General features: G+C 67.3%; 23 protein-coding genes. 10 read left to right on the top strand and 13 right to left on the bottom strand.

Going from position 1 to position 24,378, the window contains the following annotated elements; all coding sequences use genetic code 11:
- Positions 1 to 19: 19 nt before the first annotated feature.
- Both ACIA49_RS01615 and ACIA49_RS01610 read left to right on the top strand, forming a co-directional pair.
- Positions 20 to 793 carry a sugar phosphate isomerase/epimerase family protein gene (locus ACIA49_RS01615; protein WP_396375138.1) on the top strand — a complete coding sequence of 258 codons (774 nt, stop codon included), beginning with the start codon at positions 20 to 22 and terminating at the stop codon, positions 791 to 793.
- Positions 793 to 1,419 (top strand): CDP-alcohol phosphatidyltransferase family protein, encoded by a 627-nt coding sequence (locus tag ACIA49_RS01610; RefSeq protein ID WP_396375137.1) that lies wholly within the window; start codon positions 793 to 795, stop codon positions 1,417 to 1,419. Before ACIA49_RS01615 ends, ACIA49_RS01610 begins: the two co-directional genes overlap by 1 nt.
- Before the next feature lies 1 nt (position 1,420).
- Here ACIA49_RS01610 and ACIA49_RS01605 read toward each other — a convergent pair whose 3' ends face one another.
- Entirely contained in the window at positions 1,421 to 2,080 is a 660-nt protein-coding gene (locus ACIA49_RS01605; protein ID WP_396375136.1) for a response regulator, read from the bottom strand.
- Entirely contained in the window at positions 2,077 to 3,219 is a 1,143-nt protein-coding gene (locus ACIA49_RS01600) for a histidine kinase (RefSeq protein WP_396375135.1), read from the bottom strand. Before ACIA49_RS01600 ends, ACIA49_RS01605 begins: the two co-directional genes overlap by 4 nt.
- Positions 3,220 to 3,303: 84 nt before the next feature.
- On the opposite strand from ACIA49_RS01600, the gene ACIA49_RS01595 reads away from it, so the two are divergent.
- Positions 3,304 to 3,876 carry a DUF308 domain-containing protein gene (locus ACIA49_RS01595; protein WP_396375134.1) on the top strand — a complete coding sequence of 191 codons (573 nt, stop codon included), beginning with the start codon at positions 3,304 to 3,306 and terminating at the stop codon, positions 3,874 to 3,876.
- 10 nt (positions 3,877 to 3,886) lie between these two features.
- On the opposite strand, the gene ACIA49_RS01590 is transcribed toward ACIA49_RS01595, so the two are convergent.
- Positions 3,887 to 5,236, bottom strand: a complete 1,350-nt coding sequence (locus tag ACIA49_RS01590) for a ferric reductase-like transmembrane domain-containing protein (protein WP_396375133.1) — start codon at positions 5,234 to 5,236, stop codon at positions 3,887 to 3,889.
- Between the two features lie 211 nt (positions 5,237 to 5,447).
- On the opposite strand from ACIA49_RS01590, the gene ACIA49_RS01585 reads away from it, so the two are divergent.
- The gene (locus ACIA49_RS01585) at positions 5,448 to 6,191 is read left to right on the top strand and encodes a CAP domain-containing protein (protein WP_396375131.1); all 744 of its coding nucleotides are present in this window, start codon (positions 5,448 to 5,450) and stop codon (positions 6,189 to 6,191) included.
- 5 nt (positions 6,192 to 6,196) lie between these two features.
- Here the strand turns inward: ACIA49_RS01585 and ACIA49_RS01580 are convergent, their stop codons facing one another.
- Positions 6,197 to 7,279 carry a DNA glycosylase AlkZ-like family protein gene (locus ACIA49_RS01580; RefSeq protein WP_396375130.1) on the bottom strand — a complete coding sequence of 361 codons (1,083 nt, stop codon included), beginning with the start codon at positions 7,277 to 7,279 and terminating at the stop codon, positions 6,197 to 6,199.
- Positions 7,280 to 7,361: 82 nt separating this feature from the next.
- Positions 7,362 to 8,129, bottom strand: a complete 768-nt coding sequence (locus ACIA49_RS01575) for an SDR family oxidoreductase (protein ID WP_396375129.1) — start codon at positions 8,127 to 8,129, stop codon at positions 7,362 to 7,364.
- A gap of 160 nt (positions 8,130 to 8,289) precedes the next feature.
- Between ACIA49_RS01575 and ACIA49_RS01570 the strand changes: the two genes are divergently transcribed.
- Positions 8,290 to 8,820 carry a hypothetical protein gene (locus ACIA49_RS01570; protein WP_396375128.1) on the top strand — a complete coding sequence of 177 codons (531 nt, stop codon included), beginning with the start codon at positions 8,290 to 8,292 and terminating at the stop codon, positions 8,818 to 8,820.
- Between the two features lie 74 nt (positions 8,821 to 8,894).
- Here the strand turns inward: ACIA49_RS01570 and ACIA49_RS01565 are convergent, their stop codons facing one another.
- The gene (locus tag ACIA49_RS01565; RefSeq protein ID WP_396375127.1) at positions 8,895 to 10,310 is read right to left on the bottom strand and encodes a M4 family metallopeptidase; all 1,416 of its coding nucleotides are present in this window, start codon (positions 10,308 to 10,310) and stop codon (positions 8,895 to 8,897) included.
- 99 nt (positions 10,311 to 10,409) lie between these two features.
- Positions 10,410 to 11,027 (bottom strand): TetR/AcrR family transcriptional regulator, encoded by a 618-nt coding sequence (locus tag ACIA49_RS01560; RefSeq protein ID WP_396375126.1) that lies wholly within the window; start codon positions 11,025 to 11,027, stop codon positions 10,410 to 10,412.
- Positions 11,028 to 11,157: 130 nt separating this feature from the next.
- Here ACIA49_RS01560 and ACIA49_RS01555 point away from each other — a divergent pair, with 130 nt between their 5' ends.
- The 3 genes from ACIA49_RS01555 to ACIA49_RS01545 all read left to right on the top strand — a co-directional run bounded on the left by ACIA49_RS01555 (position 11,158) and on the right by ACIA49_RS01545 (position 14,972).
- Positions 11,158 to 11,925: a DUF6585 family protein gene (locus ACIA49_RS01555; protein ID WP_396375125.1), complete on the top strand. Its 768-nt coding sequence runs from the start codon at positions 11,158 to 11,160 to the stop codon at positions 11,923 to 11,925.
- A 90-nt stretch (positions 11,926 to 12,015) separates the two neighbouring features.
- Positions 12,016 to 12,792, top strand: coding sequence for an ABC transporter ATP-binding protein (locus ACIA49_RS01550; RefSeq protein WP_396375124.1), 777 nt, complete (start codon positions 12,016 to 12,018; stop codon positions 12,790 to 12,792).
- Positions 12,789 to 14,972 carry an FtsX-like permease family protein gene (locus ACIA49_RS01545; RefSeq protein ID WP_396375123.1) on the top strand — a complete coding sequence of 728 codons (2,184 nt, stop codon included), beginning with the start codon at positions 12,789 to 12,791 and terminating at the stop codon, positions 14,970 to 14,972. The genes ACIA49_RS01550 and ACIA49_RS01545 overlap by 4 nt, the downstream gene beginning before the upstream one ends.
- Before the next feature lie 10 nt (positions 14,973 to 14,982).
- Here the strand turns inward: ACIA49_RS01545 and ACIA49_RS01540 are convergent, their stop codons facing one another.
- The gene (locus ACIA49_RS01540) at positions 14,983 to 16,035 is read right to left on the bottom strand and encodes a hypothetical protein (protein WP_396375122.1); all 1,053 of its coding nucleotides are present in this window, start codon (positions 16,033 to 16,035) and stop codon (positions 14,983 to 14,985) included.
- Positions 16,036 to 16,300: 265 nt separating this feature from the next.
- Here ACIA49_RS01540 and ACIA49_RS01535 point away from each other — a divergent pair, with 265 nt between their 5' ends.
- Positions 16,301 to 17,773 (top strand): hypothetical protein, encoded by a 1,473-nt coding sequence (locus ACIA49_RS01535; protein WP_396375121.1) that lies wholly within the window; start codon positions 16,301 to 16,303, stop codon positions 17,771 to 17,773.
- A 27-nt stretch (positions 17,774 to 17,800) separates the two neighbouring features.
- Entirely contained in the window at positions 17,801 to 19,282 is a 1,482-nt protein-coding gene (locus tag ACIA49_RS01530) for a hypothetical protein (RefSeq protein WP_396375120.1), read from the top strand.
- Positions 19,283 to 19,337: 55 nt separating this feature from the next.
- On the opposite strand, the gene ACIA49_RS01525 is transcribed toward ACIA49_RS01530, so the two are convergent.
- The 5 genes from ACIA49_RS01525 to ACIA49_RS01505 form a co-directional block, all read right to left on the bottom strand.
- Positions 19,338 to 20,333 carry an alpha/beta hydrolase gene (locus ACIA49_RS01525; RefSeq protein WP_396375119.1) on the bottom strand — a complete coding sequence of 332 codons (996 nt, stop codon included), beginning with the start codon at positions 20,331 to 20,333 and terminating at the stop codon, positions 19,338 to 19,340.
- 56 nt (positions 20,334 to 20,389) lie between these two features.
- A complete protein-coding gene (locus ACIA49_RS01520; RefSeq protein ID WP_396375118.1) occupies positions 20,390 to 21,454 on the bottom strand; it encodes a hypothetical protein in 1,065 nt (354 codons plus the stop codon).
- Between the two features lie 69 nt (positions 21,455 to 21,523).
- The gene (locus ACIA49_RS01515) at positions 21,524 to 22,690 is read right to left on the bottom strand and encodes a hypothetical protein (protein ID WP_396375117.1); all 1,167 of its coding nucleotides are present in this window, start codon (positions 22,688 to 22,690) and stop codon (positions 21,524 to 21,526) included.
- Positions 22,691 to 22,744: 54 nt separating this feature from the next.
- Positions 22,745 to 24,007, bottom strand: coding sequence for a hypothetical protein (locus ACIA49_RS01510; RefSeq protein WP_396375116.1), 1,263 nt, complete (start codon positions 24,005 to 24,007; stop codon positions 22,745 to 22,747).
- Positions 24,008 to 24,162: 155 nt separating this feature from the next.
- The gene (locus ACIA49_RS01505) at positions 24,163 to 24,378 is read right to left on the bottom strand and encodes a hypothetical protein (protein WP_396375115.1); all 216 of its coding nucleotides are present in this window, start codon (positions 24,376 to 24,378) and stop codon (positions 24,163 to 24,165) included.

The raw sequence follows: 24,378 nt of genomic DNA, 5'->3' as shown, positions 1-24,378 counted from the left end.
ACCGGCTTAGGCTTTCGGGGTGCCTAGTCCGCTGATCGGTGTTCAGATGTGGTCGTTGCACGATCAGGCAGGGGAGGACCTGCTCGGTGTGCTGGAACGGGTTGCCGGGATAGGTTTTGCGGGGGTGGAGACCTACGACCTCTACGGTCATGCGCCGAAGATGGTCAGGTCTCGCCTCGATGAGCTGGGGCTCGAGGTGTGCGGTTCGCATGCGCCGTTCCCGGCGGGTGAGCGGGCCACCGCGATCCTCGACCAGTACGCCGAACTGGGCGCGGACACGCTGGTGTGGAGTCTGGAGCCGGAGGAGTTCAGCACGGTGGACGGGATCCGGAGTGGTGCCGATCGGATCAACGAGGCGGTGACCAACGCGACGTCGTACGGGATGCGGATCGGGTACCACAATCACTTCGCCGAGTTCCGGAACTCGTTCGACGGGCGAACGGCGTACCAGGTCCTGCTGGACGCGCTGGACCCGGCCGTGGTGCTGGAGCTGGACGTGTACTGGGCACAGACCGGAGGCGTCGATCCGGTCGGCCTCGCCGGGTCGCTCGGTGACCGGTTGGAGTACCTTCACCTCAAGGACGGTCCTGCGCGGGGGATGGACGATCAGCTGGTGCCTTACGGTCAGGGTGTGGTCGACATCGACGGCGCGGTGCGCGCCGGTACGTCGGTCCACTGGAATCTCGTCGAGATCGACCGCTCGAACCACGAGATCTTTTGGCTCCTGCGCGACTGCTACGACCACCTCGTCGGGCGTGGACTCGCGCGGGGCACCACTACCGAAGGCGGCTGATGAACGACAACGCGACCAGGATCGGTCCGGCGATGGCGACCCGCGAACTGCTCGGGCTGCCGAACCGGATCACGCTCGGGCGGACGGTGGTCGCGATGGCCTTCGCGGTGGTGGCCTATCGGGTCGGTACGCCGATCTGGTTGTTCATCGCCTACCCGGTCTACTGGCTCGGGGACTCGCTCGACGGCGGTGTCGCCCGGTACCGCAAGCAGGAGACGATCTCCGGCGCCGTCTTCGACATCGTCTGCGACCGGGCGTGTGCGTTCTTCCTCGCGGGCGCGTTCCTGGCGGTCTATCCCGACGTGCTCGGTCCGCTGGCGCTGTTCCTGTTCCAGTTCGGCGTCCTGGACACGATGCTGTCGCTGTCCTTCCTGCTGTGGCCCGGGTGCATCAGCCCGAACTACTTCTTCCGGATCGACAAGCCGATCTACAAGTACAACTGGTCGATGCCGGCCAAGGCCCTGAACACCGGCGGCGTCGTGATCTCCCTGGTGCTCGGTCACAACTTCGGCGTGATGTGGCTGGCCTACCTGACCGCAGGAGCGCTTGCCCTGCTCAAGGTCGTGTCACTGACCCGCCTGCTCAGAATCCTCACCGGCCGCACCCCTGCGCTCCCGTCGGCCTGATTCAGGAGTAGAGGCCGGCGCGGAACGCGAAGGAGACGAGTTGCGCGCGGTCGCGGGCGCCGACCTTGGTCATCGCCCGGACGGCGTGAGTCTTCACGGTGAGCGGGGAGAGGAACATCTGGGCCGCGATCTCCTCGTTGGCGAGTCCGCCGGCGATCAGTACGACGACCTCCCGCTCCCGTGGAGTCAGGGCGCGGAAGCGCTGGAGCAGCTCCTGGTCGACGACCGGCGGCGGGCTGTCGGTCATGTGGCCGATGAGGGCGGCGGTCGCCGCCGCGGAGAGCGCTCCGCCGCCGGTGACCACCTCGGTGATCCCGGCCACGAGTTCGGCCGGGCTGACGGTCTTGCTCAGGAATCCGTTGGCGCCGGCCCGGAGAGCAGCCAGGACGATCTCGTCCTGGTCGAAGGTGGTCAGCACGATCACCCGGACCTCCTCGGCCGGGTGATCGGCGCGGATCCGGCGGGTCGCCTCGACGCCGTCGATCCCCGGCATCCGGATGTCCATCAGGACCAGATCGACCGGGTTCTCGCGCAGGAACGGGATGACCTGGAGACCGTCCGAGAGGTCGGCCACCACGTCGAGGCTGGGGTCGAGCAGGAGCATGGCCCGGATCCCGGCCCGCATGTCGTCCTGGTCGTCGACGATCAGTACGCGCGTCATCGGAGGTCGGCTCCTGACGGGCTGAAGTCCGCGCGAACCCGGAAGACGCTATCCGCGGTGTCGATCGTCAGCTGTCCACCGGACGACTCGACGCGTTCCCGCATTCCGACCAGCCCGAGCCGGCTGCCTCGGCTCTGATGCGCGGGATCGATGCGGTTCTCGACCGTGACGCGGATCCGGCGCTCATGCTCGCGGACCTCAACCGTTGCCGTCCCCACCCCATGCCGATGGGCGTTCGTGAGCGCTTCCTGGACGACTCGGTAGACCGTCACACCCACGCTGGGCTCGACGAAACCGTCCGGCAGGTCGAGCACCCGCCGTACGTCGAGACCGATGCTGCCGAAGGAGGCGATCAGCCCTTCGAGACCGCTGAGCGACGGCGTCGGCCGTAGGGCCTCGCCGTCGGAGACGTCGTCGCCGCGACGGATCAGCGCGAGGATCCGCTGCGTCTCCATGACGACCGTCCGCGCGTTCGATCTGGCGGCCTCGAGGGCTTGGCGAGACGACTCGGCTTCTTGCGGCAGTCCGATCTCCGCCACCCCGAGATGCACGCTCAGCATCGCGACCTGATGCCCCATCACGTCATGGAGGTCACGCGCGATCCGGAGGCGTTCTTCGGAGACGCGACGGGTGGCTTCGCTCTCAGCCCGCTCCTCCAGAGTCCACCAGTGATCGCGGTAGATGCGGAGCGCCGTACCGGTTGCTCCACCCGCCACGGCGGAGAAGAGCGCGGCGACTCCCGCGACCGGCCCGCCGCGGAACCCGCCGACCGTCATGTAGGCGCCGAGAAAGGAGGCCGCGACGATGGCGGTGGCGATCACCGGCTGTTTGCCCCGGAACGTGACCGAGATCAGCACGAGCACGGCCATCATCCACAGCGAGAGCGGGTCGTTGCCCACTGCCGTGACGGCGAACGAGGTCGCGCTGGTCACGATCAACCCCGCCCACGGCTGCCACCACGACAGCGCAACGCCCACGCCCGCGAGGATCACGGACAAGGCGGTCGGCCAGTCCGGCCCTCGCAGTACCAGCGCAATCACCTGACCGGCGAAGACGAGCCCGGCCACGGCGTAGGCGGCCTGGTTCACCAGCTGGGGACGACGGATCCACAGGGGTGCGTCATTCTCGTGCTGCGCCATGCCTTGATTCTGCGCCATCCCCGCTGTCCCGAAGTACTTCATCCGTAGTACACGGCGTGGCTCCGGAGCGCGAACACTGGCTGCATGACACAGACCGCCGTACCTGCAACCACCACGTCGCCCACCAGCCTCCGCACCGTCTACCTGGTCCGGATCGTCTTCTCGTTGCTCTGGGCAACACTTGTGTTCACGACCACGAGCTCGCTCGTCTCGACCGACAAGCTCACCCTGGTCGCGGCCGTCCTGCTCACGGTCTACCCGCTGTGGGACGCCGTGGCCACCCTGCTCGAGCGCAACCCCAACCGGGTCGCCACCATCAACATCGTTCTCGGCCTCGTCGCGACCGGCGCGATGCTCGCCGCTACCTTCGCCACCGTCGGCAGGGCCCTGCTTGTCTTCGGCGTCTGGGCCCTGTTTTCCGGCGCGATCCAGCTCACGGTCGCGGTACGACGTCGCCGTACCGTCGGATCCCAGTGGCCGATGATCATCAGCGGCGGCCTGTCCGTGCTCGCCGGCGCCTCGTTCGCCGCCAGGTCGGCCGCACCTACCAGCGGGCTGTCCACCATCGCGGGCTACTCGCTCTTCGGCGCCTTCTGGTTCCTCGTCTCCGTCATCTTCCTGACCCGCCGCGCGCGCAAGGCCGGCGCTGGTTCGTGACGTGTGGGGCTCAGACCGCACCGAAGCGTTCGGTGTGGATGCGGCGCAACGGAATGCCGCGGGCGGCGAGTGCGTGGCTGACGGTATGGACCATCGGGTCCGGGCCGCAGATGAAGTAGTTGAGCCGGGACGGGTTCCGCGGCAGATAGCGCGAGAGCACTCTGCCGCTGATCCGGCCCGTCTCGCCGGTCCACTCCGGACCCGGCTTGCTGAGCACCTCGACGACGCGCAGGTTGAGTCGCTGGCGGAGCTCGAGGATCTCGGAGCGCAGCATCAGGTCCTCGACCGTCCGGGCCGCGACGATCAGCCAGTGCCGCCGGTGATCGTGGCGATCGGCCAGGGTGCGCAGCATGCTCAACAGCGGGGTGATGCCGACGCCGGCCGCGATCATCATGAATCCGGCCGAGCCGTCGCGGCCCTCGATCGTGAATCCGCCGTACGGGCCGTCCAGGAAGACGCGGCGGCCAGGGCGCAGCGCGCTGAGCAGTTCGGTGAAGTCGCCGAGCGCCTTGATCGTGAACTGCTTGACGTCCGGCCGGTCCGCGTTCGAGGAGATGCTGAACGGATGCTCCTCGAACACGAACGCCGACGTACCGAACTTGAGCCACGCGAACTGCCCGGCGTTGAACGGTACGCCGCCGTGCTGGTCGGCCGCGATCGTCAGGGTGACTCCGTCGCCGGGCTCACGCCGTACCTCCTGAAGCAGGTAAGAGCGCCGGCGTGCGCGCAGCGGCAACCACAGCCAGCGCCGTACGCCGAGAGCTGCCACCAGCAGCCCGGTGGCGAAGAACCAGACCGCGAGCAACGGCTTCGTCATCAAGTGCCGTAGCCACCAGACATGCAGCCAAGCAGTTACCAGTACGACGCCGGCCAGCACGTTGTGGACCATCCGCCAGCCTTCGTACCGCGGCTGGCGGCGGGACCGGGTCAACGCCAGCACGACCATCAGGACCAGTGCGACCGTCGAAGCGGTCGCGGCGCGGGCGGCAGAGGTGGTGTGCAGCAGGTTGAAGATCCGGATACCTCGGGGGTCTTCGATCAGCACCGCGACGATGTGCAGCACGACCAGCACCACGGCGGCCTTCGCGATACCTCGATGGATCTTGAGGATCGTCTCGATCCCGAACGCGGCGATCAGCGGGGACACCCGGGCCGGCAGGATCACCGCGACCACCAGTGCCGAGAAGGCCACCAGACCGAGACCTAGCGCGAGCATCTCGCCGACCTTCATCGTCCGGGCGCCGTACGACAGCCAGGTAAGGACCAGGGGGACCAGGAGCGCTTCGAGGTACAGGGCGAACCAGCCGACCCGGGCCGCTGTTCCGTGGACGTGAGTGGTGACAGGTACTCGTTGGGCCATCTTGCTTCCGATCACGATCTTCTTGCCCGTGCTGGGAAAGTTATGGGCGGCACCGGTCGGTCTGAAACAGCGGACGGCGGACTCTTTCCGGAGTTTTACGCTCAATTGCCGTAGGCAACTAAATGACCGAACCGGTCAACCTTCGGTGATCGTAAAGACCTGGCGCGAGGTCGTATCGCCTGTGCAGTAGTGGATTAGCTTCCGTAGCGTGATGGATTGTGACGAGGAGCCCGGTCCGGTACGCCGCAAGCGCGTCGCGACCGCTCCATTGATCGGAGCTCTGGTGGTGATCGGGCTGGTGCTGGTCGGCGCCTGGTCGGTGGCTCGCGGGTCGCGCGAATCGACCGGGTTCCCTCGCCGCGTCCCACCAGCCGGCGAGGTGACCGCTCAGCCGGTCGTGCTGAGGTCGACTCCCGCGCCGACCAGCACCCCCGATGCATCGCCGCCGACGCCGCCGACGCCGCCGAGGTCCCGGCAACCGGTCTCCCGGTCATCGGTTCTCCGGCCGCGGCCGACCCAGCTTCCGCGGCCGACTCCGACCCCGCCGCCAACGCCCAGCGGTTCAGCTGAAGCGCGGGAGGTCCTGCGGTTGACGAACACCGAGCGGGCCACGGCCGGCTGTCGGCCGTTGCGACTGACCAGCGCGCTCGATCGTGCGGCCCAGGGTCACGCGAGCGACATAGTCGAGCACCACTACTTCGAGTACGACAGCGAGGATGGTCGCACCCCGGCCGACCGCATGCGAGCAGCAGGGTTCGCGGGTGATTCAACCGCGGAGAACCTGGCCGCCGGCTCCCGCGCCGCGGCCGACGCGGTGGACGCCTGGATGAGCAATGGCGTCGACCGCGGCAATCTCTTGAACTGCTCGTTCACGACGCTAGGCGTCGGCTACGACAGCGGTCGGATCAGGTCCAGGTGGGACAACGGAACCTGGGTGGTGGACCTCGGCCGCTGACTCAGTCACTGCTGGATGTCGGCCAGGCCGATCCATTGGGCGAGGCTCTCCAGTTCGGCTTGAACGGCCTTGCTGGTCTTGCGGGTGAAGGCGATGTCCTCGTGGATCGCGTTTACCCGCAGGACCGAGGCCTTCCGGTCGGTGATCGCATCGAGCTTGCCGACGAGCTGGTCGCCGGACAGGATCGGGAGCGCGAAATAGCCCCAGCGTCGGTTGGCGGCCGGCTTGTACATCTCGAGTGCATACTCGAAGTCGAAGAGCTCCTCGGCCCGGGGACGGTTGTGGATCAAGCGGTCGAAGGGCGACAGCAACGCCGTACGGGGTGTGAAGTCGTCGGCGTCGAGTGCGGCGGGATCCACGCGCCACTCGCCCTTGGTGTCCTCGACCTCGACCGGCTGACCGACGTCCCCGACGATCCACGGCTCGACCGGGACCTCGGTGCCTTTCGCGCGGGCGATGCCGAGCGATCGCAGTCGGCGTTCGTTCTTGAGGCGGGTCGCCTCCTCGACTGTGGGGATGACGAGGTCGGCGGGGTAGACACGTTCGGCCAGGTCCCACTTGCGTTCCCGGCCGACGCGGCCGGCGATGGCGACCTCACCGCGGGCGATCAGGCAGTCCAGCATCTTGGTGACGTTGCGGGCGTTGCTCCAGCCGGTCGAGGCCCACGGCTCGGTCGACGTGTCCGGGATGTCGCGCGAGGTCAGCGGTCCGCGTTCGCCCAGTACGTCGAGAATGTCGCGGCGGAAGCTGTCGTTCTTCCGCATCCACTCCCGGGCCTTCTCCCACGTCGGCTGCTCCTCGGCACCGGCCAGGTACAACGCGACATCGCTCGTCGGGCGGATCAGCGCGTTGAACTCGAAGAGCGTCCGCTCCACCTCCACCGCCTGCCGCAACGAAGCCGGCTGGTACGACGTACCCAGCCGGCTCCACGCCACCAGATCCGCATTGGGCGCGATCGCCGCCGTCGGATCGATCTGCAGCAAGGTCAGGTCGTGAACCATCGACACCAGGTCAGTCGGACGATCCGCCGTCAGCAACTGAGCCCGTACGGCGATGCGCCGCGCCTGCTGCCTCGTCAGTCGAAGCACTACCGCCCCCGTCCACCGAACATCCGCCCACGGTAGCGGCTAGATGGATCGTGTGCGGCACGGCTTTGGGATGGCGCGGTGATCACCAGTCGAGCTGGGCGGTCAGGAACGGCGCGTGTTCCGGCGCTTCCTTACGGGCCTTCAATGCTTGCTCGGCCGGTACGCCGACCGGTACGCGCAGCGGCGGGTCCGTGTGCTCGATGGTGTCGGCGACGGCTGCGGCCACTTCCTCGGCTGTGATGACCTCGCCGCGCAATGCCGGGAGTTGCTTGTACAGCGGCAGATAGGGGTCGTCGTCGGTGAAGAACGACTTCGCCCCCGCGGCTCCGTCGGTGGCGACCGCGCCCGGCTGCATGATGCTCACCTTCACGCCGAAGGGTGCGGTCTCGACCGCGAGTCCCTCGGCGATCGCCTCGAGTGCCCACTTGCTGGCGCCGTACGGGGCAATGATCGGCAGCACGAGCCGGCCTTGGATGCTGGAGACAAAGACGAGCCGCCCGGCTCCGCGTTCCCGCATCGCCGGCAATACCGCTTGCGCGACCCGCAGCGCGCCGAACGTGTTCAGCTGGAAGAGCTGCTCAAGCTCCGCGAGCGGCACGGTCTCCAGCGGCGCGCGAAGCGTCGAGCCCGCGTTGCTCACCAGTACGTCGACCTCACCGGCGGCCGCGATGGCTCGGTCGACGCTGTCCTGGTCGGTCACATCAAGCTGCAATCGCTCCGCAACCGGCAGGTCAGCCAGCGCCTCGGCCTGTCGGGCGGTAGCAACAACCCGGTGGCCGCGGCCCGCCAACTCGAGCGCAATGGCACGTCCGATGCCCCGAGAGGCACCGGTGATCAGTACGGACGACATCGTGGATCTCCTCTTCTCGATGTCTTCGATACTATGCAGAGCGTCATACTTAGTTCCAGTGACTATGGCGCACGTCATATCAGCGGCGAGTAACCCCTTCAGCGGCGACAATGGACGAGTCGCAGGCGGTTGGCCTGCGCAGACGCCTGGGGGGCGACGAATGCGTACGCGAATTCTTGGGGTGGGTGTGGCGGTGGGGGCGCTGCTGGTAGCCGGCTGGTTCTTCGGCGTACGGCATGGCGACGGCCCGCTGGGGGAGAGCGGTCTCGGCGACAAACTCTGCTTCCCCGTCGGCACCTCCGAGACCGCGACCATCGGCACGACGCGACTGCAGAACAGCAGTTCGTCGGCAATCCGCATCACCGACGTCTCGCTGATCGACCCCACCGGCGTTGAGGACGCAGGTGCGCTGCTCCTGCCCGAAGCCCTCAAGGACTCCGGAAGCAGTAAGCCGGGCTGGAGCTTCGGTGACGGTCCGTTCGACCGCACCCCTGACCGGCCCCAGTTCGCAGTCGATGCCGCCCTTCCCGCGAAGTCGCCGGAGACCTGGCTGGTCGTCCAGGTCCGCCGCCCCGACATCTACGGCGAAGGCCACCTGACCGGCATCCGCATCGAGTACGAGACCGACTTCCGCCGCTACGCGCTGGAAACCGGCCCCGAACAGGTCCTCCGCCCCGGCCGATGCTCCTAACCACCCCGTAACGTCCGAACAACCCGCGCACGTGGTCGGCGTGTTTTCGGACGCTCGGCGGCGCTCCAGGTGGGTTAGCAGGTTTGGGTGCTGGTGGGGACGTTGATGGCGGCGAAGGCTCGTTGGATGCCTAGGCATTGGGGTGAGCCGGCGCCGTAGAGTTCTTTGGCGCTGAGGATCGCGCCGTTGCGGGCGGCGAGGTAGTTGCTGGACGAGGTCAGCTTGGTGGTGAGGGTGCGGTACCAGACCTTGGCAGCGATGTTCCGGCCGATGCCGGTGAACGTCGTACCGTTGCAGGAGGTGCTGTTGTAGGCGACGCCGTTGATGGTCTTGGCGCCGGTGCCTTCGGCGGCCAGGTAGAACCAGTGGTTCAGCGGGCCGGAGGAGTTGTGCGGGTCGAGGCCGCCGACGCTTGAGCTCCAGCAGTCGGCGCTGGAGCCGTCGGAAGAGGGCTTGTCCATCCGGCGGGGAGCACCGAGGTCCAGCTTCTCGCCGAGCAGGTAGTCACCGAGGTCCGTGGCGTTGTTGGCGTACCACTCGACCATCGTGCCGAAGATGTCCGAGGTCGACTCGTTCAGGCCGCCCGCCTCACCCGAGTAGTTCAGGTTCGCGGTCGCCTGCGTGACGCCGTGGGTCATCTCGTGACCGGCGACATCGAGTGAGGTGATCGGATGGACGTTGCCCGAGCCATCGCCGTACGTCATCTGGGTGCCGTCCCAGAAGGCGTTCACGTAGTTGCTGCCGTAGTGGACACGCGACTTGGTGCCGACGCCGTTGTTGAAGATGCCGAGCCGGCCGTGCGTGAACTTGTAGTAGTCCCACGTGACCTGGGCACCGAAGTGTGCGTCGACCGCGGCCGTCTGCGGGTTGGTCGGCAGGCTGTCGCCCCAGATGTCGTCCGCGTCGGTGAAGATCGCGTTCGTGGTCGCGTTGACGGTGTAGCTGTTGCCCCGGCTGGGGTCCTTCAGCAGATAGTTGGGGGCGACGTACGACGTGCCGAGCGACACGACGCCGGCGTACATCGAGTTGCCCTCGCCTGCCTTGATCTCGTCATCACTGCCCAGTACGGCGCCAGTGTTCGCATCCGTGTAGGTGTGAAGCACCGACGGGGTCTGATCTGGCTTCACGCTGCGGGTGATCACGTCGTACGCGAGTACCGGCATGGTCGCCGTCACGTAGACGATCAGCTCACCGGCCGCCGACTTGAGCTTCGGCTGCGTCGAGGGGACCGCCACCGACCTCAAACCACGGTTGTACGTCGTTCGCTCGGCCTTCCCCTTGCTGTGTTGGACAATCAGGTCGCCACCGACGACGCGCAATCCGTCGTACGTGCGTTCGTACCGGATGAACTCGCTGCCGTCGGGATCGCGCACCACATCGCGGACCTGACGCAGCTCACCTCCCGCAGGCGTGCCCGCGGCCGGCATCACAGCCAGCCCCGAAACCAGCAACCCCCCGACCGCACCCACGGCCATCAGACGTCTGCTCACAGAAGTGCTCCTCACGATTGGGACGGGAATCGTGAGGAGCACTGTGACGCCTGGGCCAGTCCTCTGACAAGAGGTCAGTAACTCACTGCCAACATCTGACTACCGTTTGAAGTCATCGTTTGCGTCCGGCAGGCCGAGCGTGCTGCGCAGGGTGTTGGTCCACCACGTCCGCTGCGGGCTCGGCCGCTTCGCCGCTGCTTCGCTGATGCCCGCGCTCCGCCGGAACGCGGCGCCGTAGGTGGCGTCGAGGGCCAGCGCCTGGTGGAGTGCGGCAACGGCTAGCCGGGTGTCACTCAACGGTCCTGGCCGGGTTCGGGCCGTGTGCAGGATCTGGACCACCGGCTCGAGGAACCCGACGCCGGTGTCCTCCCAGCCTGCGGCGTGCAGTGCAACGGCCAGCTCGGCGTAGCCCTGGTCGTAGACGCGGGAGATGGCCCGGACCAGGGTGTCGATATCGGCGTGCCCGTCCACCCAGGAGGCGACCGCTTGCTCGACCGCCTCGCGGATGCGGCGACCGCCGTACCGGAGGAGGGAGACGAGGAGGTCCTGGCGGCTGCCGAAGTGGTGCGCGACCCCCGCGTCGGTCATGCCGATCCGCTTGGCGACGGCGCGGACGCTGACGGCGTCGAGGCCGCCCTCGACGAGGAGCTCCTCCGCTGCTTGCAGGATCGCCCGCCGGGACTCCTCGGGGGCTCTGCGAATACGAGTGGCCGCCATAGCTCAGGGAGTCTAGTTGCTGGGTCCCGGCCGGCCGCGCATATCCGGGCGCGAGCCATTACCTTGTGTAGTCAAGGTAATGGCTGCTACCTTCTCTGCTCAAGGTAATCCTAAGGGAACGAGGACCCCTTTGTCCGATCAGATCAGCGCGGCGGTCGCCCAGGCGCGGCTCGGCGAGTACCAGGCCACCCACCACCCGAGGGAGCACTCCTCGGGGTTCGTGATCCTCACCGTGATGGCTGTTCTGTGCGGCGTCTTCGGATTCGGTTCGCTGTTCGCCGGCGGACCGCCGTTCTTGGCGATCGTCTGTACGCCGATGTCGATCGCGGCCGCGTGGTGGGCCGTCAAGATGGGGCGCAAGGCCGCCAACAAGGACAAGGTGCGGCTCGACCTGTTCGAGCACGGGATGACCTTCGTCGACTACCGCGGCAAGCTGTCGGCCTTCCGCTGGGACTCGATGCAGGTGAAGCAGACCATCGTCAAGCAGAAGGCGGACTTCGGCACCGTCAGCTCGACCAGCTTCTCCTACCACGTGTACGGCGACGACGGCACCGAGGCCAGGATCGAGGGCTCGCACGAGGGGAACACCGCCGTGGATGCCTGGGGCCCGGCCATCCAGCAAGCCGTCACGAAGGCCCAGCTGCCCCGCCTGCTGGAGCTGTTCCGGCAGGGTGAGACGTTGCGGTTCGGCCCGATCACCATGCAGTGGGACTCGCTCGCCGCGAAGGACAAGGTCTGGGCCTGGGACCAGCTCGAGGGCGCCTGGGCTACGAACGGTTCGATCTACGTCCGGGAGCGCGGCGCTCGGCGGAACACCATGCTCTCGGAGATCAGCCGGATCCCCAACTTCTACGTCTTCTCCACCTTGCTGGACCTTCGCCTCGACGCGGAGAAGTGACGCGCGAACGAAGATGGTAGAGCCTGCTCTACCTCTAACGGCCAGTTGGCGGGATGTTGACGGCGCGCCGTTCTCCCTAGCGTTGCAGGCATGACGAAAAACATGCCGTTGCCGACCGGAGCCGCGGTGCGGGTCGAGCAGCTCACTCGCACGTACGACGTGGGCGGGCAGCTCGTTCATGCCGTGGCCGGCGTGGACGCGAGCTTCCCGTATGGCACGTTCACCGCGGTCATGGGGCCGTCGGGATCGGGGAAGAGCACCCTGCTGCAGACCGCGGCCGGGTTGGACCGGCCGACCTCCGGCCGGGTGTTCGTGGGTGACACCGAACTGTCCCGGTTGTCGGAGACCGCGCTGACCCGGCTGCGCCGTACCAAGATCGGCTTTGTCTTCCAGATGTTCAACCTGATCGGCGCGCTGAGCGTCGAGGAGAACATCTCGCTGCCACTCCGGCTGTCGGGTGCGCGGCCGGACCGGCGCTGGCTGGCCGAGGTCGTCGAACGGGTCGGAGTGGCCGGGCTGCTGCACCGTCGTCCGGCTGAGCTGTCTGGTGGCCAGCAGCAACGAGTTGCGATCGCGCGGGCGTTGGCCATCCGTCCGGAGGTCGTCTTCGCCGACGAGCCGACCGGTGCACTCGACGGCGAGACGGCTTCCAGCGTACTGGCGCTGCTGAAGTCGATGGTGGACGACCACGGTCAGACCATCATCATGGTCACGCATGATCCGGTGGCCGCGTCGTACGCCGATCGCGTGGTGGTACTCGCGGACGGCCGGATCGTTGCCGACACACCGCAACCTGGTATCGACCGCATCGCCGCCCAGCTGACAACGCTCGGCCGCGTCCAGCGCGGATCGGTGGCAGTGGCATGACCGGCCTCGCCTTCCGCCTGCTGAAGCACCGGCCGGGCAGTGTCCTGGCGACATTGATCGCGCTGATCGCCGGCGTGACGATCCTGACGAGTATGGGTGCGCTGGTGGAGTCCGGCCTGCGCCCACTGCCCGAGCCACAGCAGTACTCCAATGCCGAGATCGTCGTCGCCAAACGCGATCTGACCATCACGGGTCAGCAGCTCGGCGATCCCTATAAGGCGACGGTGCAGTTGCCCGAGCCCGGCGCCGTACCGGCCAACCTGGCAGGTGAACTGCGCGAGGTCCCGGGTGTTGAGAAGGTCTCGGCCGCTGCGGCCGGCGCGTTCGCGGTGACACTGACTCCGCAGGCTGACCAGGCTGCCGTCACCTCAGCTGTCGAGAAGGTCGCCGAGTCGGTGGGCGCGAAAGCCTATACAGGCAGGGACCGGGTGCTGGTCGAGCGGCCCGATATCGCGGCGGCGCGCGGCCTGCTGGTCCGGGTGGGCGCCGCGTTCGGTGGTTATGTCGTCCTGCTGGTCATCTTCGTGGTCGCCGGAACGATCGGTCTGTCCATCCGCGGTCGGCGGCGCGAGCTGGCGTTGCTGAGGGCAACGGCCGCGACACCAGGGCAGGTACGGCGGATGCTGATGGCCGAGGCGGTGATCTTGGCCGGCGTGGGTTCGGTGATCGGCGTACCGGCCGGGCTGCTGGCAAGTCGCTGGTTGGGGGACCAGCTGGTGACCCGCGGTTTCCTCCCGGCTGACTATGCCCTGTCCCTCGGAGTGCTGGCTGCGCCTGCTGCGGTGCTGTTGATCGTGCTGGTTGCGCTCGGTTCGGCGCTGCTGGCCAGCCGGAGGCTCTCCGGTATCCGTCCGGCCGAGGCATTGGCACAGATCTCGGTCGAGCCCACTCGGCTGAGCAAGGTGCGTCTGGGATTCGGGCTCGCGTCCCTCGCCGGAGCCGTCTCTGCCAGTGCTGTCTCAGTGGGGACCGGCGGTCAGGCTGCTCTCGCCGGAGCGGTCGGCATGCTGTACCTGTTCGTCATCGCGGTAGCCCTCCTCGCGCCGTGGATCAACAGCCTCACCGCCAAGTACCTTGCGCCTGTCCTCCGCGCTGGCTGGGGCAACAGCGGCTATCTCGCCGCGAAGAACCTCGCAGCCAACGCCCGCGGCGGCGCCACCGTGCTGACTGCGCTGGTCCTGTCGGTCGGTTTCGGTGGATCCGTCTGGTTCCTGCAGGACAACGTGGAACGCCAGACCGTCCAGCAGGTGCGGGCCGGGACGCTCGCGCCGTACACGGTGCTTGCACCCAAGGGCGTCTCCGAGGCGGCGGTCGCGAAGCTTCGTCGGACTCCTGGCGTCGAGGCGGTGACGCCGACGCGCCAGACCTCCGTGATCGTGAAGGTGATGGACAGCCTCGAGGTGATCCCGGCGCTGACGATCGGCTCGGGCGATACCAAGGCGACGATCGATCTCGGAGTCCGGGAAGGCAAGCTGGCAGCGGTCGGCCCGGACAGCGTCGCCGTCTCGTCGACGCAAGCGTCCTCGCGCGGTTGGAAGCTCGGTGACCAGGCCGACCTGTGGCTTGGCGACGGAACCCAGAAGCACCTGCGGGTCGCCGCGATCTATGACCGCGGCCTCGGCTTCGGCGACGTCGTCCTCTCCCAGACGACCGTCGGCCTGGCGCCGACCAGGCTTCTCGTCCGGGCTACGCCCGAAGCCGCTGCGGCGCTGACCGCTCAGTTGCCCTCGGCAACCCTGATCTCCTCCGAGCAGGCGACCGCCGGGGTGTCCAAGGATCTCGCGATCAGTGCCTGGCTCAACAAACTGCTGATCACCGTGATGATCGCGTTCGCGGCGCTCGCTGCGGCCAACACCATGACGATGGCTGCCCTGGCTCGCCGCCGTGAGTTGGCCGTCTTGCAACTGACCGGCGTCACCCGCCGCCAGATCAAGCGAATGGTTCGCGCGGAGCAGGCAGGGCTCCTGAGCATCTCGGTCTTCATCGGCGGTGCCATCGCCGCGGTGACCCTCACCGCGGTGGTCTACGCACTGACCGGGACCGCGGTCCCGTACGTGCCGCTGACCGGCGTACTGGCTGTTCTCGGCGGAGCGACGCTGCTCGCGATGGGTACGACGATCGTGCCGATCGCGCGGCTGCTTCGGCAGTCCTCCCTGGCCGCTGCAGGCACCAGGGAGTGAACGCCGTCGGTCAGGTGCCCTGGATGTGGAAGGTCTTGGAGCTGCCGACCGGGTAGTTGCGGCAGTTCCAGAACCAGGCGCGGTAGGCGATCGAGCCCTTGTACGCCGGTTGCGCGTTGAGGGTGAACCGGCCACTCGACCGGACGGTCGAGGTCCCGACAGTGCGCCACTGCGAGGCGCCGTACAGACGCTGGAGCAGGACCTCACAGCCAACCGGCGGGCCGGCGACCGTGCCGTTGACAGGGACGATCGTGCCGACCGGCGCGCTGGCGCGGGCCGGAGTCGCCGAGATGATGGTTGCGCGTGGGGCGAGCATGGTCAGGCCGCCGAGCGGAGCTTCGGTGCCGGGAATCAGCAGGCAGTTCGCGGAGTCAGCGGCGGTGGAGGGGTAGGAGCGGGTGACGTAGCCGGCCGTGTCGGTCAGCACGGTCGGTACCTGGTCGACGCGGCCCGCGCAGGCGGCACCGTTGCCAAGAGCAACCTTCAGGCGCGTGCCGTAGGCCTTGCCTGTCGCCGAGTTGATGACCGACCAGCGGACCGAGTACGGCTTGCCGGCCGGCACCGGGTTCGGCGTTACCTTGGCGGTGACACGCGGGATGTTCCGCCCGGAGACCCGCAGCAGAGGAGTCGATTCCGGAACGGGTGCCGGCTCGGTGTTGTCGTTGCTGGCCGGATCGAACCGACCGGCCTTGATGCCGTAGGTGTAGTACGCGCCGTTTGCCGACGACGTGACGTTCACCGGGCCTTGCCAGGTGCCGTTGTCGGGTGTGCCCGCGATGAGCTTCAGGGGTGTGGAGTACAGGCTTTGCGACGGTCCCGGGCCGGTATCGCTCAGCTCGAAGATCGCGTAGAGCGTCGTCGCGCTGCCCGTGTACTTCGCCTTGACCGTCAATGTGACCGAGGCAGTGTTCAGCCCGGCGACCGCGACCAGGGTCTTGTCCATGGTCATCTCGGTGACAGTCAGATCGGCGTTCGGCGCCGCCTGCGCTGCGGGCACCCCGGCGACCGCCGTACCCAGGAGAGGTACGACGGCCAGGGTCGCCACCAGGGATCGAGTCATCATGGCCCCAGCATGGCACCTTGCCTAGGGCATCTATCGGCCCGCGGGCCGAACTGACAGCTTCCGGCCATCGAACGGCCCGCCTACAGTTCCTGATCGCGGCCGTCAAGGAACATTCTGATTGTTTTCCGGTTGTGGCAATTGCAGGTTACTTCATTGCCGTTTCCTGCACCTGCCACAAGCTGCAACAGTATTGTCTGCGGGATAAAAGGCTCTCTACGGTTCTGGTTGTTCAATCCAATTGCCATGAACCGAGTGAGGCTCCGTCATGCAAAAGATCCGCCCCAACCGCTGGCGCCGTACCGTCCGGGCGCTCGTCGGCGCCCTGGCCGTCGGCCTCGTCGCCACCCTCGCCCCGCAGGCCGCCACTGCGGCACCGGTGACTCCCAATTTCCCTAGCAGCATTGACGCCTACGCTCCGTACGACGGGCAGACCCGCTGTGGTCTACCGGCCCAGCCGGGCACCGTCGGCCTGCGCGACCTGCTGAACCGCACCTACGGCAAGCACAACGGCGGGATCGTCAGAGAATGCAGTTCCGGTGGTCAGAGTGAGCACAAAGAAGGCCGTGCCCTCGACTACATGCTCGATATCAACAAACCGGCCGACAAAGCCGCTGCCGAGGACGTCCTGCAATGGCTCCTGGCCACGGACAAATACGGCAACGAAGACGCGATGGCGCGCCGCCTCGGCATCATGTACATGATCTGGAACCACCGCATCTGGTCGGCGCACAAGGCGTCGCAGGGCTGGCAGCCGTACGACGGCCCCAACCCGCACACCGACCACATCCACTTCAGCCTGAGCTGGGCCGGCGCCAAGAAGCAGACGACCTGGTGGACGGCGCCCGAGGTGAGCCAGGAACCGCGCGGCCCGCTGTACAACCGGAGCCGCTGGCTCAGCTCCGGCTGGGACGACGCGGCGACGCTGGTCGACTCCAACACCAAGCTGGTCGATACCGCGATCGCGAGCGTCCCGAGCAGCAACGCGTATGCCTTCACGCTGGTGAAGGGCGGCGGCGTCTACTACCGCCTGCGTGATCCGAAGACCAGCAAGTGGGTCGACGCGGCCAGCCCGGTCGACACCAACGGCGCGATCACGAAGATCGCCGCCACCGCGACGCCCGACGGCACCCTGCACCTGCTGACGCTCGTGCCCGGTAACGGCGTCTACTACCGCTTCCGCAACCCGAGCACCGGTGTGTGGACCTCACGGCAGATCGAGAACAACCCCTACAGCACCGACATCGCCATCGCCGCGATCGGCAACAACGTGCAGGCCTTCAACGTCGTCCCCGGCAGTGGAGTCTGGAGCCGGCAGCGGATCAACGGCGTGTGGGACGCCGAGGCGTCCATCCGCGACACGAACCCGTACACCACCGACATCGCAGCCACTGGCAGCGCCGACGGTGCCGTCCACCTCTTCACGCTCGTTCCCGGCAGTGGTGTCTGGCACCGGCTGCGGGACAAGACGACCGGCAACTGGACCAGCAACGCCGTGTTGATGGACGAGAACGACGCGATCACCGCGATCTCGGCGACCACGCTGCCCAAGGACGGCAACAAGCTCGTGGTCAGCACCATCGTGCCGGGCAGCGGGTTGTGGATCCGTACCAACAACGGCAGCCAGATCTGGACCGCGGACGCCCAGCTGATCGACGGCAACCACAAGATCTTCGACGGCTACGTGGCCGGACTCAACGACGGCACGCTGCAGGCCGGCGCCCTCGTCAACGCGACCTGATCCCGGCTCCGGACAAAGGACATTCCGATGCACAAGAGATTTCTTGCAACGGTCACCCTGGCCGTGGCCGCCACCAGCCTGTTCGGCACCGTCGCCGACGCGGCACCCGTCGATCCGTCGGTCAACGATCGGATCGCCCAGGCGGCACTCCCGAAAGTGCCGTGTGACCCCAAGGGCAGCAACAGCCGCGACGGGCAACTGGCGAACACTCTCAACGGTCAGCTGACCGAGGAGCTCAAGAACGCCATGAATGCCTACCGGGTCTCCTGCGCCCGGATGATCGTCGACGCCGTCCATGATCGCGGTCTGACCGAACGAGCCGCAGTCATCGCGGTCACCACCGCGATCGTCGAGACCACCCTGCAGAACTTCGACGGGGGCGACGCCACCAGCGTGGGCCTGTTCCAGCAACAGAAGTGGTGGGGCACTCGAGAGCAACGCCTGAACGCGACCTGGACCACCAACCGGTTCCTCAACGAGATGGAGAAGCTGTACCCGAACGAGAGCTGGAAGGCCGGTGCGATCGGCCCGATCTGCCAGAAGATTCAGGTCTCGGCCTACCCCGACCGGTACGGCGTACAGGCGGCGGACGCGCAGCGCATCGTCAACCTGTTGTGGGAGGACGCCCCGGTTGATCGCACCGCGCGTGGTCCGCTGTTCAACCGCACCAAGTGGTCGGGTTCGGCCGGATGGGACGCTTCGGCCGTCGCGGTCGACGGCAACGCCAACATCACCGACACCGCGGTGGCGAGCATCCCGAACAGCAGCATGTACGCCTTCAACGTGGTCAAGGGCAGCGGTGTCTGGTACCGGCTCCGCGACCCGAAGACCCGCAAGTGGGTGGCCGAGGCGACGCAGCTCGACACCAACCCGAACATCTCGGCGATCGCTGCCGCGGGGGAGAACGACGGCACGCTGCACCTGTTCACCGTCGTACCGGGGGCTGGGGTCTTCCACAAGATTCGTAACGCGAGCACCGGCGTCTGGACCTCGAGGCAGGTCGACACCAATCCCTACACGGTCGCTGTTGCGGCCGCAGTACTTCCGGACGACACCCTGCACCTGTTCACCGCCGTCGCTGGGAGCGGCGTCTGGACGCGGGAGTTCAAGAACGGTGTCTGGGCCGCTGCGGCGAACCAGGTCGACACCAATCCGTACATCACCTCGATCGGTGCGGTCGGGCTGCCCGACGGCACCCTCAACCTGTTCAACCTCGTGTCGGGCAGCGGTATCTGGTTCAAGAGCCGCAACGTCAGCAAGCAGTGGGGTGGATCCGACCCGATCGACCTGAACGACTCCATCTCGTCCTTGTCGGCGGCCGGACTTCCGAACGGCAGCCTGCACGTGACGGCCGTCGTACCGGGCAGCGGTCTCTGGGTCCGGAGCAAGGCCGCCGGCGCGACGTGGACGAACGAGCACGTCGACACCAACGGCAAGATCTTCGGTAGCTACACCGCCGGTCTCAACGAAGGCACGCTCCAGGTCGGCGCGCTGGTCAACGTCAACTGATCCATCGAACCCCGTCGCGGCCCAGGTTTCCCCAGCCCTGGGCCGCGACGGCCTTTCAGGCGCTATGGACGCCGAGGGCTTTGAGGAGCATGGGCAGGGAGTCGTGGAGTTCGCGTTGCCAGTAGGCCCAGCCGTGGGTTCCGGGGCCGTAGAAGTCGGTGGTGAGTCGACGTGCGCCCGCCTGCTGGAGGGCGGTTGCGAGGGCGTGGTTCTGGCGGTTGAAGTCGGCTTCCAGGGCGTCGGTCTTGCCGGGCGGGTCGAACGGGCCTGCCGTACCGTCGCCGCAGGACAGGTAGACCGGCAGGGACTTCAGGCGCTTGGCGAGGTAGTAGGGATCGTGCGCCGCCCAGATGCCGCGCTGCGCTACCGGATCGCCCCAGACGCGCAGCGGGTCGTTGCCTTGGCCGGCGAAGAAGCCCATGATCCGCTGAACCGATTCGTCGTTCAGGAGAGGGTGCGCTGAGCCGGAGTACGACGCGACCGCCCGGAACATGCCGGGGTGGCGGGCGGCGTACAGGAGTGATCCTTGGCCGCCCATCGACAGGCCGGCGACGACGCGATTCGAGCTGGCTCCCCAGTTTCGCTCGAGGAGTTGCCGTAGTTCGGTGGTGTGGAAGGTTTCCCAGGCCGGGTCGCCGCCCGCGCCGTAGTTCCACCAGTCGCTGTACCAGCCGTTCCAGCCGGCCTCCGGCATGACCACCAGGACCTTGCGGAGGCTGTCGATCTTCGCGATATCGGTTCCGGACCAGGAGGTGTAGTCGCCGCAACAGCCATGCAGCAACCAGAAAGTCGGCCAGTGCTGCCGACGGTCGCTGGGATTCCAGCCGTCGGGCGTCAGCAGCCGTACCTTCACCGTCCGTCCGCCGAGAGCCTGGGAGCGGACGGACAGGTCGACGAGCCGGTCCGCGACCGGTGTGACCGCGACAACCTCCGCGCCGGCGGGCCTGACCTGAAGGGCGCCAGTGACCGCGGTGGCGGGAGCGACTGGCGAGAACGTGAGGAGAGCGAGCAGGAACGTGACGATCGCGGTTCGCTTGGCGGATCTGAGCACCTTGAACACCTCTCGGGGGCGGGCGGCAGGGGCGTCTTCAGTATCCCAGGCCGCGCTCAGTCGCGTGCGATCGTGGCCGCTTTGCTGCTGTCCGGGGTAGTGCGGGGCTTCTCGGCCGGGGTCGCTGAGGGGGCCGTGGCCTGGGGTGGCGGCGTGCCGGTGTTGGCGAGGCGGCTCGCGTTCAGGGCGTCGGCGGGGAGCTGGGCGCGTTCCTCTTCGGTCAGCATCCGGCCGTGGGTCTGGACCTCCTGGCGGATGGTCGCGATCTCGGACTGGCCGGAACCGAAGGCCTGCGCGGCGATCTCCTTCGACCGGACCTGCTGCTGATCCTCCGGCAGATTGCCCAAGGCAACCAGTTGGGCGTAGTCCTTCCACATCGCCTGCGCCACCCGGACGTTCGCGGGACCGGCCTGCTCCTTCGGCAGTACGTCGTACAGTTTCGACGCGTTCACGAGCTCACCGGTGAGCACCCGCCATTTGTACTGCGGGTTCTCGACCGCGAGCCGGCGCAACATCTCCGGCCCACCGCGTCCCGTGGCCTCGCCCGCGAGCCGCGTCATCTCGATCGCGGCCGGCGTGAACCGCGGGTACGTCGGGGTGTCCTTCACCTCCGGGTCCATGATCCCCGGGCAGACCTCGTCGATGCCGAGGTCGGTGATGAAGTCGTCCAGGTGCTCGTAGGCATAGGCCTCGGTCACGCCCTCCTCGAGCGCCTGCACCTCGGCGTACTTCATCTCGCCCTCGGCCTGCGTGTGGTTCGTGCCGGCCGAGCTGATCAGGTGCAGGTGCTCATGAAAGAGCGTCTCCAAGGCGCGCCGGATGTGCAGCCGCGTCTCGCGGTCGTGCACCTGCCCCTGGTGGGCGTACATGTGCCGCAGCCAGTGCTCGACGTACCCGTAATTGAGCCGCAGCCCCTGCTCCCAGGTGGCCTCGCCGGCAATCTTCAGGCCCTGCACCCGCCGGACGTTCTTGGGGTCCTGCCCGTTGTAGTTCGAGTGGTCGCCCTTGCTGACCCGCACCGCCGCGTCGGCAGCTCCCGCGGTCAGCTCGTCCCAGTTCTTCGGCTGCGCATGCCGCGGCTGCGCCGGGTAGTCCTTGCTTTCCTCCCGCGTCCGCGCCACAGCAAATCTCCTCGCTCATCCGGTCCAGACCGGACTGTAAACGCCCGATGGGTCACGAGGTCGCAGGACCTAGGTGTGGAAGCTGCCGCCGGTCCAGCCGCCGCTGCCGTGGTCACCGCCGAAGCCGTAGTCGCTGCTGTAGCCGCCGACCGACGGGCGCGGTCCGTCGGAGCGCGTGCCCTCGGGGACCGGATTCTCTTCGAGGTAGCGAGCGGCGGGATCGGGCCGGCCGTTCTGGCGCGCGGTCTCGATGATGGCCCAGGTCAGGGTGTGGTCGCGCAGGTCGGGCGAGCGATGCGTTTGCAGGAAAGCGGTGTAGAGGAGATCGCCGGTCGGGTCGATCGCGTCGTACAGGCTCCACTGCTGGGTGAGGAAGAGGAACAGGACTCGATCTTGCAGCCCCTCGGGCAGGTACCCCGCTTCGAGTGCGGCGACGGTGGCTGCGTTATCGGGGATGAGCCTGCGCGTGACGATCTTGCACAGGCGCTCTTGCGCGGTGCCGGGAGGTAGGGCCTTCAGTACGCGGAGGAACTTGTCGGCCAGGTCGGGCCGCTTCATCTGGGCGCCACGCAGCAAAGAGTCGACGGTGTAGGGATTGGTGAAGTCGAGGAGGTCCAGGCGATCCTTGACGACGGCCAGCAGTACATCACTCCGGCCCGTGCCCGAGGGCTGCAGGTGCGGGTTCGCAACACCTACGTCCGTGACAATGTCGTTGGGCAAGAAGGTCTTGTCGCTCCAGCTTGCCCGCAATGCTTCGACGATCAGAGGCTGATCTGTGCTGGACAGAAACTGTTCCAGGTCAGGTCGTCTGCGCGAACTGAAGGAAACGCACATCATGAGTTGCTTGATGATGTCCGCTGGTTCAGTGCCGCGTGGGCTGCCGGCCGGCGGATGATCGAGGAACCGGATCAGGCGCGGCGGTGAGTCGCCGAGCAGCAGTGGTCCGGTGACCCGCGTCCAGGTCGTGTCCGAGTCGTCCTTTCCGCCGCAATGCAACAAGGATTCATAGATCACACCGCCGACCGCGCGCGGGTCTTCGCATCCCTCGACCAAGGCCTGGAAGGCCTGGCCGGCAGCTGGTTGCAGCGAGCCCGCGGCGGTACGCACCAGGATCGAAGCGGCCCACGCCGACTTGTCCCGGTACAGCTCCGCGGTCAGGCGCGACACGGCGAACGAAGCCAAGGATCGCCTGGTGACCCATCGATCCCAACGCCGCATCCGATCCACCGCACTCATCCGCCCATTGTCCTCCGCCGGCCGGCCTCTTGTCGCCTGATCATGCCGCGCTGATCATGCCGGGCTGATCCGGTGGACGGCGAGGTGGTCCTTCAGGCCGAGGAGCAGCCACTGCTGGGAGACGTCCGCGATGGCCGCTCCGTCCCGCATGGGAGGTGAGCAGAGGGCGCCGGTCCGATCCAGAGCGACCGTTCCGGTGAACTTGATGTCCTCTTTCTTGCTGCCCACCTTGGACTGGAGCTCACCCCACAGATACGGCCCGCTGCCCAACGCAGGTTTGAACGTGAGGCTGCCAGGACGCTGCTTACCCTTGGCCGCTCGTCCCTTGGGGAGTGTCTGGGTGACGAATCCGTTCGGGCCCTTGGCAAACCACGACATCCCGCTGTCCCAGGCCAGCACCGGCGGTTCGGTCCCGAGCAGGACCAGACTCTCCGACGTCTCGGGGAGGTCGAGTTGCTCGCCGGTCGACAATCGGACGAGCTCGTAGTGCCCCCGGCTGTTGCCGGGGTTGAGGAGCACGAAGTCGGCCGCTGTCGCCTGGTAGTCGTACGTGCCGCCGATCGCGCTGGTGCCGGCCCAGCGAGTCTTGCCGGTCCGCGCGTCCCTGACCTCGGGCAGCCAGGTTGCGGAGTTCGCCGTACGGCGGGCCACGACGACCGAGTCGCCGTCACCCGACAGCCCGGTGACACCGGTCGCCCGCCACAGTTCGGTGCCGGTCTTGGCGTCAACAGCGATCGTGGTCGGCGACGTCACCGGCCAGTGCGGACCGTAGGGCCTGCTGACAGTCGCGAGTACGACGGAAGCGGCGACCGCCGTCACCATCGTGCGGTCAAAGGTGGGGGAGGGCGCTGCGGCGAAACTCCACGCCGGCTCGCCCGTCTGGACGTCGACACCGATGATTCCGCTGGTCGTAGCGCCCTTCTGGGCGGTCGCATACGGAATCGGGATGACACCGCCGACGAGCCGGATGCCCGGGTTCTGGATGGTGATCGGCGAGAAGTACTTCGCCGGGCCGACGATCGACAACCATCCGTTGGCGATGGGCTTGCTTCCGTCGAGTGTCCACCGCCGTACGCCGTCGGCAGCGCCGAAGCAGACAAGCCGAACCTTTCCGGCCCCGGATCCATCGGCGAGTACCACCGAGTCGCCGACGATCCGCGCGCGCCCAGGCATCGCCTCGCCCGGGGTGATCAGTGGTTCCTGCCAGGTCTTCTCCAGCTTCAGCGGTGGCGCGCCGTCGCCCGGGCTCGCCCCACAGGCCGCCACCAACGGAACCGAAGCAGCCCCCAGCAAGACAGTCCGTCGGCGCACCAGCATGCCGAGACCGTACCGCCCACCGGGGTCGGGATCGCCGTGCGTTAGAACCAGCTTTCGCTCTGCGCCGAAGGCTCTCAGTCACCCGTGTTTCTCCGTGCCGATCGGCGAACCGCCGTACATCACCTTCCAGTGGTACTTCCACGGCGCCTGCTGAACTATCTGTGGTTGTCCTTGCGATGGGTCAGGCGGCGGGCCAGGAGCACGCCGCCAACCACCAGGACGAGCGCGAGTACGGCGAAAACGATCCAGGGCGCGCCTGACCAGTCACTGGGGTCGCCGTCGGCGTCGCCGGTGGGCAGGGCGCTGGAGGTCGCCATCGTGACGGCAGTCACCACGAGTGGCAGCTGCCGCCTTAGCTGCTTGAGCTTCAT

The sequence above is a fragment of the Kribbella sp. NPDC051587 genome, assembly GCF_044453945.1.
GTDB lineage: Bacteria > Actinomycetota > Actinomycetes > Propionibacteriales > Kribbellaceae > Kribbella.
The sequence above is the reverse complement of the archived record's forward strand: the minus strand, read 5'-3'. Positions and strand labels throughout refer to the sequence as shown.